The organism is Vibrio sp. JZG120, from assembly GCF_053890955.1.
Genome location: NZ_JBSRRK010000005.1, coordinates 186174 through 199409, shown reverse-complemented (window position 1 = coordinate 199409; position 13236 = coordinate 186174). Strand labels below are relative to the sequence as shown.

Genomic DNA, 13236 nt, shown 5'->3' with positions numbered 1-13236 from the left:
TTTAACCAACAGTGTCTATACCGTCTTTAATCTAAAATCTGCTCTAATTTTCGCCTAAGATGCTGAGAACAAAACGAATAACCAGCCCCCTGAACCAAATATTCGTTATGCAGATAATTGATAAACCGTTGTCTAGCAACGAAATCGACCTCTGCTCTCGCTTGTGTCATCTGCTGATATGGATGATGAAAGTCAAACTCTACAGCCACACCTTTATGGGCATAAATCGACTCACCCATTAGTATCAAAGGGGCGGCGGTTTTTAATACGTCAATACTAGCACTGGAATTAATGGTAAATACAAATTCAGCAGAATCTGCCAGCTCTGCTATTTTCCCATTAACATAGTAGGTATTGTCATCAAGTTGATACTCTTTGTCGTCCAACGGATGACGCTTAATTGCTAACTTCACTTTTGCCGACTTTGCCAAACCTGCGACCAAGTTGATAACTTCCTGATTAGACTTGAAAGGACTGTGCAGTAGAAACTGTGAGTCATTTTCCAACTGGAGTAGTAGTAGAATGGAACCATGAGAACTTAATGAAGGTACTAATGTTCCCTTTTTTCTCTTAATCAGTTTGTTCGCAATACGTTTGAAATACTTTTTCAAACTATAGCTATTATGCATATAGCGGATAACTGTTCGGTTCTTGTTTATACGTTCAAAAGCAAAACCCAATAAAAAAATAAAGAAAAAAAACATCGACTTTATTGAGTCATGAGTATCTTTTGGTATAAAACTCCCCTGCTCTTTTGGGGTGTGCTGAACCTCATTACTAAATATTTTAAAATCTATCTTGCTGTTGGCATTAACACCTTGGGGATCGATAACAGTTGTAAATGGTCGAATAAGCCCCTGCTCTGTAACCAAATAATTTATACCCAACTCCTTGCATATATCAATTGCCACAGCGTGATACCACCTTGCATCATTATGCAGTAGAACGAGATTGATATCTTTTTCTATAACAAACTCTTTAAGCGCAACATAAAACCTGGCCATATAGTTCAACTCATCATTGCAAAGAGTCCGATCTTCTACTTTTTGAACATAAGCATGATGGTATGTTCGAAGTAAAGATATTTTTTCTTGGTAAGGCTGCGCTTGCTCCTTACTCACTGCTGCGATCATATTAACTGCTAGAAACTGCTTGAAAGTAGGTAGATAGATTTTTTTTGATAAACAGGAAGTAACTGCATACCTTTTCTTTCCCAATATCCCCGCTATTTTCTCGTGTAGTGGCGAGTACATTGGATCTAGCGATAACACTATATGATCAGTTTTCATAGGTTAGTTTATCGCTACATTTGCTGCTACAGCAATTTGGTAAATGATTTGCGTAATATCTTTAACTGCCTGCATTGTTTTAGTGTCAACTTTAGGTAAAACTAAGATTTGATCACCTTTTTGTATGGGTTTCCCACTATCAAATTCAACCAGGCCGTTTGCTCGCACAACTGCTATACGCTGATCCTCGGCCCTATCAGTGAAACCACCGGCCCAAGCAATGTAGTCGTCGATAGTGGCATTAGGGTTATAAACGAGCGCTTGTGGCATCAAAACCTCACCCCCCACTTGAATTAGATCTGTTTTGTTTGGAATGACAATTTGGTCACCTTGTTCTAATAATATATTAGCTACAAGACCATGTTCAGAAACGATGACTTTCCCTAGCGGCTGAACTTTACGAGCTCGTTCAGTAAACTGAAGTACCATTTCTGCTTCTTTTGCTCTGATTACAGCTTCTCCATCTGAAGACGCTGGTGCAGTAAAAATACTTCTTTCTAGCCGATTAAGAGACTCATCAATCATTTCTTTTTGCTTTTTCGCAACGCTATCTCTCAATATATAAATAGATTGGTAATCTGCAAGCATGGGATCAATAGGAATATTATTCAGCAAATCATGTAACTTAGTGCCTTTTGTAACAGCAAAGTAAGATGGTCCTAAGTAGCTCCCAGAAACCTGAACATCTATGACTTGAGCGTGTAAATCATCATTGAAGATAACTTTATCCCCGTCTCGTAATTCAAACCTCAGGAAATCTTGGTAAGTCATATAACGTGAGAATGGCCCATCTATTCGATTCCCAACAACTCCAACATGCGAAACTTTTGCGAGCGGCTTTGCATAAGCCGCTAACTTTTCTCCTAATTCACTAGAATTTTCCAGTTCAAAGCGAAAGGGATTGCGAGCCCCTCCGGATACTGTGATAGCAGCTTTCTGTGGTGTAACCAAGATAACATCACCATCTTTAAAGCTAACTTGTGGCATAACTCCAGATTGCATAAAATCATAGAGATCAACATTGATTATGATTTTACCATTTCGTAGAACTTGAATTTCTCGATAACTGCCACGTTCAGAGTCAATACCGCCAGCACGTTTAAGAAAATAAAGTATTGAATCAGAGGCCATTCCAGCGTATTGCCCTGGTCTAATGACTGGCCCACTTAGAAAAACACTAACTGGCGTCGCAGTAAGTAAATTCACATACACGTTTACGTTAGTGGTATAAACGTGTTTAATTTTTTTTGTCACAAGCTCGTTGATTTGGCTAGCTTTTGTTCCAAGGACATGAATCGGGCCAACTTCTGGTATAAAGATATTTCCTTGATTGTCCACCGTAGCAACATTAGAGTAATTTACAGCTCCCCACAGCCAGATGTTAATCTTATCCCCAGCCGCAACGAGATAATTATCATTCAAACCATCAGCTCTTTCAGTCTCATAACCACCAGCAAAAATATTTGCTGCATAAGGAGGTGGTAGTTCTTCTCCAGAGGAAGGGAGTAATTGTCTAACATCCACCTCACCTGGCAAAAGAAGATTATTTCTGTTCTCTTTATTAAATGAACCAGCAGAGAGTTTCTCGTTGGGTGGCGTCTGAGATTGGTTTAAAGTTCCAGAGGAAGAAAACGTAGGATTAGCTGCATTGAGGTTTAAATTGTTACTATCAAGCGCGAAAGCTGAATTGATACAAGCAAAGCTTGTAATTGCAACTAGCCATTGAGGTGCTTTATTTGTCATCTTCATCATTTTTAAAGCTTTTTCTCTAGTTTATCTTTAACAAGCCCATTGACCCAATACCAAGTATTTGGGGTATTGTTTTTATCTGACTTTATCGAGCACACTACATTAGAAGTGGAGTCAATGTTCACTTCTCGACAGTATAGGCCCAGTGCAGAGAAATAAATCGGCCCAACAGCAACATGATAATTTGGATGCGATATAGACACCAGTTCAGGTCTGTTCAAATATCCCCAATACTGTTCTGGAACTTCCTCCATCATTTCTATCGAAGATGACTCTTGCGTAACAAGTGGAAGATCTGCCTTAACGTGGCGAGGTTTACTCGCACATGCACTCAGCACTGTAATGGACACTAGAGAAATGAAGAGATGTTTATGTCTGAAAAATAGATGTTTTGTCATTTTTACGCACGCTACCGCCCTATGGTTAAACACGTTATCCATAACACGTATGTATTTTGGCAAATAAGATGCTTTGAGCACTCGGTGTACTCTGGACTTGCTCATCAGCTTCTCCCACAGTGAATGCCCCCTTTGAAGTGCGTACTAGGGTACAAGATAACTCTCCTTTGAGGCAAGTCCACACCCGCGGAAGAGTATACTCAATGGAGCATATTCGCAATTTTCCAATTAATTAGCTGCACGCAATTGTTTGGTAAAAAAACCAACAGTTTCATAAATACAACAAAAAAAACCTTTTATAAGAAACTATTTACAGTCTGCCCAACTTTTAACTAGAATATGAATTGGAACTCTAAATAGAGTTTCAAACATCGATGTTTTAAAACTAGTTAACACAAGGATTAATAATGAAGAATACAGCTCTAGCTATTCTTATGGCTCTAAGCGCATCAACTGTATTTGCAGCAGAAGAAGCAGGTTCAGCAGGCGCAGCGTCTGCATCTGCAACAGGTACAACAGCCGTAGCAGTAGGTGCAGCTGCAGCAGTAACTGTAGTGGCAGTTGCAGCGTCAGATAGCGATTCAACATCTACTTCAACATCTACTTCTACTTCTACTTCTACTAACTAATTTCGCTTTGTAGATAGAAGATAATCGCCCTGAATGACTCAGGGCGATTTTATTTGTAAGAGGGAATAATGAATATCTTCCGAACGTCTAAATGGATACGCCCACTTCTCACTCTTCCGCTATTCGCCTTACTCTTTGGTTGTACACAAAAGTTCAATGATGTTTCAGCAACCGTTCAAGAAGCGTACGGTAACTACATCGATGTAGAGATGACCCCTGAAGAAATAAATGCCATTCCTTATGCCAGTGCCTATTTAAAACTTGGGAATCAAAAACAGGTATTTGTTGTTTTAGCTTTTGCAGAGCGAAATCCTCTCAATGGAAAAACACAACTAAAATGGGTAAGTGCTGACAAAGCTATGATCGTTACGGAGAATGGGCATATCGTCAAAACGATAGGTCTACAGAATGGGGACTTAGCGGGTGTTTATGGTGATGTGCCAGATTTTTCTTCTGATTCAGCCTCTGTCAACTACGCACTCTCATACGACTGGGCGACACAATATCGTTATGGCTTTCCAGCAAGTGTGACTCGTTCTTACTCAGGCCAAAAAACGTTAACAACCCCTATATCCGACACGATGACCGACGTATATAAAGAAGTTGTTGAGTTTAGCAGCCTTTCTCAATCAGTCGAAAACTACTATTGGGTAAACGAGCAAGGTCAGGTTATCAAAACCTTACAATACTTAGGACCAAATATGATTCCGGTTGAGTTAACCATTTTGAAGGGATATAGCAAATCATGAGCAAGCAACTACTAACATTACTCGGTTTGGTCATGCCGCTTTTGAGTATGCCTAGCTTCGCTCAAACAGAAACCTCTGCTATGCAACCATTAAATGTTGAATTGCTAGGAGTAGGCAAACAGCTACAATTCCAAGAGCCGACTCGTTTAGAAAGCCTGTTAGCACTTGCTAAGGAGCAAAGCGTGTCTCTGCAATACTCTCTTGGTACCACTTTGTTTGACAAATCGGAACGCGCCGAAAAAAACTCTACCGCTTTAAAGAGCACAGTACTCAATCAAATGATTCAACATAATTTGGTTGCACATCCATTCTATAAATTCATTCAGAAGCAAAGCTTTGCACCACGCTTACTGTCTGCGATCGATGTTGATAAAATTCGACTAAATAAATTCGACAACCCACTGTTGCGCGGCAATCTCCTACTCGCAAGCCCTCTGCGCGAAGAAAAAGTGTATTTCTTGGGAAACTTGAATAGCGTGTATTCTATTAAAGGGCAAGCAGGCATCCCTTTGCAGAAGCAAATAGAGAATTTGAAAAGTAACATTGGTGCATTATCAACACCACCAGTGTTGATCTACCCAGATGGTCACGTAGTTAAGCCACATCACGGAGCTTGGTTAACAACACAATATTACCTACCACCTCTGACCTTGGTATATGTACCGTTTGGTGATCTTGAACGGTCTGACATGGATCAAGATATAATCCGCCTACTCACTCAACTGATACCAAATGCTACAAAGAGACCGTAATGATACCAATTAGAAAAAGCTTAACCCTTTCTTTAATGGGCCCAGCATTGGTTTGGGCTCAAGAAGTACCCTTTGAGGCTCCCTCGTTACAGCCTTCTCAATCTGATTTTGGTGGTGTTGGCTTGATGCAGATGCCAACAGGACGTATGGCTCCTGAAGGGGAATTCAACTTTTCTGTTACCGGTAGTGATGAGTACCTTTTTTACAACGTTACTCTGCAACTAATGCCTTGGTTAGAAACAACCATTCGTTATACTTCGGTGCGAGATTTGCTTTATAGTAAGGATCCTAGTTTCTCGGGAGATACAAACTATACCGATAAAGGTATTGACTTTAAAATTCGATTGCTAAAAGAATCTCAGTATATTCCTGAGCTATCACTGGGTGTTCGAGACTTTGCTGGTACCGGCTTATTCGATGGAGAATACATCGCAGCTACGAAGCGGTATTCCAACTCTGAGCTAGGGACCTTTGATTTTACTTTTGGTATTGGTTGGGGGTCGCTAGGCACTCGTGACAACATCTCTAACCCGACTTGTAAATTGTCAGATCGATTTTGTGAACGCCCCTCTGACTATTTAGATACAGGTGGCACAACTAACTTTGATAGAGCATTTAAAGGACCAACTGCATTGTTTGGTGGTGTTGAATATCAGACCTTACATGCACCATTACGCTTTAAACTCGAATACGATAGCAATGATTACAGCGAAGACTTCCCTGTGGTAAAAGGTGGCGTGGACATGACACCACATACTCCGTGGAACGTTGGTATACTGTACCGTATCGGAATGGCCGATTTTCGTTTAAGTTATGAACGCGGAGACACTTTGGTTGCAGGTTTAACGCTCAACACTAACTTCAATGACATGCCATCATTCTGGCGAGATGAGCCTACGCCAGAAGTCGAAGATAACCAACCAGAAGAACTGTCTAATGTTGACTGGGAACGTGTAACGGAAGATTTAGACAAAATTGCGGGTTACCAAAACACGCGCATTTATGTTGATGACAACACCGTAACTGTCGTTGGTGAACAGAAGAAATATCGTGACCGTACAGAGGCACATGAAAAAGCGGCGGCTGTACTTCATAATGAAATGCCTGAAGATATTGATACCTATGCGATCAATGAACGTAGCCGAGGCTTAGTCGGCGAACAAACGATTATTTCCAAGGAGAAATATCGCGACTTTGCCCAAGTTAATTACATCAACCCTAAAATAGAAGATGCAACCGCAAAAGCTAGCAATAAGCCAAGTGGAGAATCTGTCTATGATGGTTTTGAGCGTTTTGATTGGGGCTTTGCACCGAAGCTTGTTCAAACTCTCGGTAACGCAGAAGACTTCTACCTCTTTAGTGTAGGACTAAGCGGTAATGCCTCATACTGGCTGACGGATAACCTTGAAATTGGCGGCTCCTTATACTGGGATTGGTATAACAACTACGATAAGTTTAACTATGTCACTCCACCTGATGGTACTACCGTTCCTCGTGTTCGCACCATGTTCCGCGCTTACCAAAATGAACATACTGTAACCATGTCAAACCTACAATTGACTTGGTTCCAAGAGTATTCCAATACGATGGACCAGCAATTCTACGCTGGCTATCTGGAGAGCATGTTTGCCGGAGTCGGTACCGAGTTTCTTTACCGACCACAAGGAGCTAACTGGGCGATTGGCGCTGACGTCAACTTAATTTCTCAACGTGATCCACAAAGTTACTTCGGTGTTTACGATGAGAAATGGCAAAACGTGCCAGAATATGGACGTCCGTTCCAAGTTATTGATAAAGGATTCACTGGTTTTGTATCTGGTTACTACTACCCTCAATGGGAATTCCTGCAAGATTTGATGATCCAAGTCGATGTTGGTCAGTTCCTAGCTGGCGATGTTGGTACACAAATCAATGTTTCTAAGCAGTTCAAGAGTGGCGTAATTGCTGGCGCCTTTGCCTCATTTACAGACTTGTCTGCGGATGAATTTGGTGAAGGTAGCTTTACTAAAGGTTTCTACTTGTCGATTCCGTTTGACATCATGACCGTTAAGCCAAGTAACAATCGTGCGAACTTTAGTTGGCAGCCTCTTACTCGTGACGGAGGGCAGAAGCTCGGCCGCAAATACAGCTTAATTGAGTTAACCGACGAACGAAATCCTTGGTACCAAAGACCTAACCGTTCGGATGTGGAATAATAAAATAATCAAGGGAGCTGCGGCTCCCTTTTTCATATATAGATACTGAGTCATAGAAGACTAAAACCTATCTTCCTGCTTCCAATAGCGCTACTTTTCGTTTCTTGCTAGAATTCCTGAGAAAATTTTAATCTATGGTGGAAGTTCTATGATCATCGTAACTGGTGGCGCTGGCATGATCGGCAGCAACATTGTTAAAGCACTAAACGAAGCTGGTATTAACGATATCCTGGTTGTCGACAACCTAAAAAATGGCAAAAAGTTTAAGAACTTAGTTGATCTGGACATCACAGATTACATGGATCGTGACGACTTTCTGACCCAAATTATGGCGGGCGATGATTTTGGTCCGATTGAGGCAATTTTCCACGAAGGTGCTTGTTCTGCAACGACTGAGTGGGACGGTAAGTACATGATGCTAAACAACTACGAGTACTCTAAAGAGCTGCTTCATTACTGTTTAGATCGCGAGATTCCATTCCTATACGCTTCTTCAGCAGCCACTTACGGCGATACAGATACTTTCGTTGAAGAACGCGAATACGAAGGCGCACTGAATGTATACGGTTACTCGAAACAGCAGTTTGATAACTACGTTCGTCGCCTATGGCAAGACGCTGAAGAACATGGTGAGACCCTTTCTCAAATCACCGGCTTCCGCTACTTCAACGTATATGGCCCACGTGAAGACCACAAAGGTAGCATGGCATCAGTTGCGTTCCACCTAAACAACCAACTTAACGCAGGTGAAAATCCTAAATTGTTCGCGGGCAGCGAATCATTCAAACGCGACTTCGTTTACGTTGGTGATGTCTGTAAAGTAAACCTGTGGTTCTTAGAAAACGGCGTATCAGGCATTTTTAACTGTGGTACTGGCCGTGCTGAATCTTTTGAAGAGGTAGCAAAAGCAGTTATCAAACATCATGGCAAAGGCCAAATTGAAACCATCCCATTCCCTGAGCACCTAAAAGGCGCTTACCAAGAATTCACACAAGCCGATCTGACCAAACTGCGCGCCGCAGGCTGTGATGTTGAGTTCAAGACGGTTGCAGAAGGCGTTGCCGAATACTTAACTATCCAAAACCGTTAAGCACCACAAGGTGGCAGAACCATAACCTGCCACCTTTACTCAAGTGCAATAGCCTGTATCATTCCTTAATATCTTTTTTCTCATTTAAACCACTTCGCCAGTACACGAATAGGTAACTAGACACGCCATGACCATAAAACGTGATGACTTCGACCCTAAAGCATATAACCCTGAGTTTAAGCGCCACTTCCTGTCGCCTAAGTACTGGGGCACGTGGTTAGGTGTTATCTTATTTTTACCTTTATCATTAATGCCACTAAGTTTACAAAAGTGGTTGGCGAAAACCATAGCCAAAAAACTATCTAAATCCCACAAAGGCCCTGCTCACCGAGCGAGGGTTAACTTTGAGCTGTGTTTTCCGGAAAAGTCGTTCCAAGAACGTGAAGCTTTAATAGAAAAAACACTCTACACAGCAGCCATATTCTTTTTTCGCTTCGGGTTACTAAGTTTACGCTCACCAAAATGGCTTCAGAGCCGTTGCCAAATTCGCGGCCTAGACATTTTACGACAGCACATTGATAACAACGAAAATGTGATTTTAATGGTTCCCCACTCTTGGGCAATTGATGTGCCTGCTATCTTGCTCGCTTCAATGGGAATGCCAGTTTCTGCAATGGCGAAGAAACAAAAGAATGATGTTGCTGACTGGCTGATGCACAAGCAAAGAGTTCAATACGGTGGTCGTGTTTATGAACGCTCAGGTGGCATTAAGCCTTTTCTGAAATCCATTCGAGATGGCTATGTAGGGTATTATCTACCCGATCAAGATCACGGCCCAGAACATAGTGTGTTTGTCGACTTTTTCGCCACACGTAAAGCAACGCTCCCTGGATTGGGTAAAATTGCTAAACTATCACGTTCCAAAGTATTACCTCTGTTCGCTTCAATGAACACCGAAGATGGAACATTCGATATCGAAATTTTGCCTGCATTTGACTTAGACAAAGGCGAAGAGCAAGACGCTCGTACCTGTAATGAAGCCATTGAATATTTTGTCGGTGATAAACCCGAACAATATATGTGGGTACTGCAGTTGCTGCACTCTCAAGAAGACGGCAATAACTATTACAATATCTTTAAGCCTAGATATGATACTGATTGGCAAGTAAATAAATGAAAAAGATTTTAATTATTGGCCCTGCGTGGGTCGGCGATATGGTAATGTCGCAATCGTTATATATCGTATTAAAGCAACGTCATCCAGATAGCCAAATTGAAGTTATCGCTCCAGGATGGTGTAAACCGATTCTTGAGCGTATGCCAGAAATCCACCAAGCGATTGAAATGCCTATCGGTCATGGTGAATTTAACTTATTAGGCCGCAGGGAAATTGGTAAATCATTACGTGAAAAGCAATATGACCACGCCTATATCTTGCCTAAATCAGCGAAATCAGCACTGATTCCATGGTTTGCCAACATTCCTCTTCGTACTGGCTGGAAGGGAGAAATGCGCTATGGTTTATTGAATGACTTACGCCCCAACATGAAGTCTTTTCAATACATGGTAGAACGCTATGTAGCATTAGCTTATCCAAAAGCAGAGATGGTGGACTCCAACTCCCTTGGCGGGCTTGAAATCTTGCCCCGCCCACGCCTTGCAATCAACGCGGCTGAGCAACAAGCCACGCTCAAAAAGTTCAACTTAACGCAAGACCAACCAATCATTGGACTGTGCCCAGGAGCAGAGTTTGGTCCTGCCAAAAAATGGCCCGAAACACACTACGCTGAAGTTGCGACGCAAATGGCTCGATCTGGGCATCAAATCTGGTTGTTTGGTTCTCAAAAAGACTTAGAGACTTGTAACAATATCCGCGCACTTGTCCCGACGCAATTCCATGAGAACATTCATGTTCTAGCCGGCCAAACCAGCTTAATTGAAGCGGTCGATCTACTTGCTGCATGCAAGACTGTTGTCGCGAATGACTCAGGCTTAATGCATGTGGCTGCTGCGGTTGGTTGTAATGTTGTTGCCGTGTATGGCTCAACTTCACCGAAGTACACCCCCCCACTCGCAGAAAAAGTGGAGATTGTTCATACCGATATTGATTGTCGCCCTTGTTTCCAGCGTGAATGTCAATACAAACACCTTAAGTGCTTGACAGAACTTTCGCCTAAGCAAGTGCTAGATAGTATCCAAAAACTTGACGCCATTACGATAAGCTCATGTTAGTTCGTATTGTTTATACCTTACTACTCGCTCTAGCGTCACCGCTGCTTTTATTTGGTTTGTACAAGAGCAAACCAAATAAGCCTAAGTTCGGCTCTCGCTGGAAAGAGCACTTTGGCATAACTCCCAAGCTAAAAAGCAACGACAAACCTATTTGGATACATGCCGTATCTGTTGGTGAAAGCATAGCAGCAACACCTTTAATCAAAGCCCTTAAGGAACAAAACCCCGAACAATCTATTCTAGTTACTACAACAACAAGTACCGGAGCTGAACAGATTGCTAAGTTGGGTGATTTAGTTGAACACCGCTATATGCCAATTGACTTTGGGTTCGCTATCAAAGGTTTTCTTAAAGCAGTGCAACCAAAACAGATGTTGATCATTGAGACTGAGCTGTGGCCAAACACGCTTCACAATGTTCACAAAGCGGGTATCCCTATAACTGTCGTGAATGCGCGCCTATCTGAAAAATCGTGTAAGAACTACGCCAAAATACAGCAGCTTTTTAACCAACTTCATCCATGCCTAACTCAAGTACTCTGCCAAACAGCTTCAGATGCCGAGCGCTTTGAACGCTTAGGCGTCGAGAAAAAGAAACTATCCGTTACCGGTTCTATTAAGTTCGATATTCAAATATCAGAGCAAGTGAAACAGCAAGGACAGCAGCTTCGAGCCCAGCTTGGAGACGATCGTCCGATTTGGATTGCCGCTAGCACCCACAAAGGCGAGGACGAACAGGTATTAGATGCACATAGACAAGTTTTAAAATCTCATCCAAATGCTTTACTCGTTTTGGTTCCTCGCCATCCAGAGCGATTTGATGATGTATTCACGCTTTGCCAACAGCAAGGCTTTAACACTGTGCGTCGTACGTCAACGCATGCAGTAGAGACAAATACTCAAGTATATCTCGGCGATACTATGGGTGAGATGCTAACTTTGATGGGTGCAGCAGACATCTGCTTTATGGGTGGCAGTCTAATCGGAGATAAAGTCGGTGGACACAATGTGTTAGAGCCAGCAGCTCTGGGAGTACCTGTAATCACCGGACCAAGTTATTACAATTTTACAGAAATTGTTAATCTTCTTAAAAAACATTCGTTCTGCAATATCATTACAAAAGTTAACGAACTCAGTAACTTGATAGATAATCACTTTTCATTAAGTACAAACTCTATAAGTTTGCATAGTGCAAATTTCATCGCTAATTATACAAATGTTGTGAATAAAATAGTAACAATAATCTTTGAGAAAAAATAATGAAAAACATCATTACGTATAAGAGAATTCAATCTAATTATGAGAACGTATGTTACGTAAACTCAATTTTCGCACTTTTTTTATACTTATATATTAATAAAGGGGGCCATAATACACTGTTCGTTAGCCATATTGACTTCCAGGCTCTGTTAGCGAATAGTAAGTTAGATAACGTAGTCATTGTTAACACTAAGCTCAACAAAAATTGGGACTCTTTTCTTTACAAAATGGGACTTCTACAATATGACATTACAACTCTAATTAAAAAGAAAAAGTTTTTTGGTCACGATCACCTAACCTATGCGTTTCTATTCGATTTATCTCATGGCTCAGTTCTAGAAGATGGTGCTGGAAACTATAATGGCCCAATACCATTCAAAAAAAGAGTAAAACGCGCTTTAAAAGGCAGAGTTGTCTCTCCTTTGGGCTATGGAAATAAAATAACTAGCATCTATTTATCAAAACCAGAACTTGTAGACTCTCAATTACAAAGCAAAACAAAAGTCTTCGATGTTGTTGATATGTTGGACTACACCAGAAATTTTAGTTTGCAGATGATCCTAACGCACAGCTTCGAGTCTCTTAGTGGAAAAAACATTTTATTTACTCAACCTATCAGCGATCTGGTGACGGAAGATGGAAAAATAGAGCTGTACAAAGAAATTGCTGAGAAATATAACATTACAGTAATAAAGCCACATCCTCGCGAATGTACAGATTATACTAAGCACTTTTCTTGTTTGGTTCTAGATAAATTTATACCAGCTGAAGTTCTTATTTCTCCAGATGATAAAAATATTCATCTTTATACTTTGAACTCAACCTCTGTACTGAACCTAAAAGAGGTCAATGATAATATACAAGTTGATTTACTTGCACAGGATCTACACGATTTCCTTACTCAATGGAAAACAGACAAAAACCTGAAATAAGAAAATTTGAACCATTAAGTAA

At 41.2% G+C, this 13236-nt stretch carries 12 protein-coding genes; 9 read left to right on the top strand and 3 right to left on the bottom strand.

The window, feature by feature from the left end; translation table 11 throughout:
- Positions 1–26: 26 nt before the first annotated feature.
- From ACWPOD_RS12415 to ACWPOD_RS12405, 3 genes are all read right to left on the bottom strand, one after another.
- Positions 27–1133 (bottom strand): capsular polysaccharide export protein, LipB/KpsS family, encoded by a 1107-nt coding sequence (locus ACWPOD_RS12415; RefSeq protein WP_233059790.1) that lies wholly within the window; start codon positions 1131–1133, stop codon positions 27–29.
- Positions 1134–1292: 159 nt separating this feature from the next.
- Positions 1293–3041 (bottom strand): polysaccharide biosynthesis/export family protein, encoded by a 1749-nt coding sequence (locus ACWPOD_RS12410; RefSeq protein WP_167426999.1) that lies wholly within the window; start codon positions 3039–3041, stop codon positions 1293–1295.
- A gap of 2 nt (positions 3042–3043) precedes the next feature.
- Positions 3044–3541, bottom strand: a complete 498-nt coding sequence (locus ACWPOD_RS12405; RefSeq protein WP_154204901.1) for a hypothetical protein — start codon at positions 3539–3541, stop codon at positions 3044–3046.
- A gap of 302 nt (positions 3542–3843) precedes the next feature.
- On the opposite strand from ACWPOD_RS12405, the gene ACWPOD_RS12400 reads away from it, so the two are divergent.
- From ACWPOD_RS12400 to ACWPOD_RS12360, 9 genes are all read left to right on the top strand, one after another.
- A complete protein-coding gene (locus ACWPOD_RS12400; RefSeq protein WP_154204902.1) occupies positions 3844–4065 on the top strand; it encodes a hypothetical protein in 222 nt (73 codons plus the stop codon).
- A gap of 68 nt (positions 4066–4133) precedes the next feature.
- Positions 4134–4814, top strand: a complete 681-nt coding sequence (locus ACWPOD_RS12395) for a YjbF family lipoprotein (protein WP_456231920.1) — start codon at positions 4134–4136, stop codon at positions 4812–4814.
- Complete coding sequence (locus tag ACWPOD_RS12390; protein ID WP_154204904.1) at positions 4811–5566, top strand: capsule biosynthesis GfcC family protein; 756 nt, start codon at positions 4811–4813, stop codon at positions 5564–5566. The genes ACWPOD_RS12395 and ACWPOD_RS12390 overlap by 4 nt, the downstream gene beginning before the upstream one ends.
- Positions 5566–7761, top strand: coding sequence for a YjbH domain-containing protein (locus ACWPOD_RS12385; protein ID WP_167427001.1), 2196 nt, complete (start codon positions 5566–5568; stop codon positions 7759–7761). The genes ACWPOD_RS12390 and ACWPOD_RS12385 overlap by 1 nt, the downstream gene beginning before the upstream one ends.
- A gap of 148 nt (positions 7762–7909) precedes the next feature.
- Positions 7910–8851: an ADP-glyceromanno-heptose 6-epimerase gene (gene rfaD / locus ACWPOD_RS12380; protein ID WP_048626024.1), complete on the top strand. Its 942-nt coding sequence runs from the start codon at positions 7910–7912 to the stop codon at positions 8849–8851.
- 127 nt (positions 8852–8978) lie between these two features.
- Positions 8979–9968 (top strand): lauroyl-Kdo(2)-lipid IV(A) myristoyltransferase, encoded by a 990-nt coding sequence (gene lpxM / locus ACWPOD_RS12375; RefSeq protein ID WP_167427002.1) that lies wholly within the window; start codon positions 8979–8981, stop codon positions 9966–9968.
- Positions 9965–11023: a lipopolysaccharide heptosyltransferase II gene (waaF, locus tag ACWPOD_RS12370; protein WP_047732770.1), complete on the top strand. Its 1059-nt coding sequence runs from the start codon at positions 9965–9967 to the stop codon at positions 11021–11023. Before lpxM ends, waaF begins: the two co-directional genes overlap by 4 nt.
- On the top strand, positions 11017–12282 hold the full coding sequence (gene waaA, locus ACWPOD_RS12365) for a lipid IV(A) 3-deoxy-D-manno-octulosonic acid transferase (protein WP_167427003.1): 1266 nt from the start codon (positions 11017–11019) through the stop codon (positions 12280–12282). Before waaF ends, waaA begins: the two co-directional genes overlap by 7 nt.
- Positions 12282–13214, top strand: coding sequence for a glycosyltransferase family 52 (locus ACWPOD_RS12360; RefSeq protein ID WP_167427004.1), 933 nt, complete (start codon positions 12282–12284; stop codon positions 13212–13214). Before waaA ends, ACWPOD_RS12360 begins: the two co-directional genes overlap by 1 nt.
- Positions 13215–13236 lie beyond the last annotated feature (22 nt).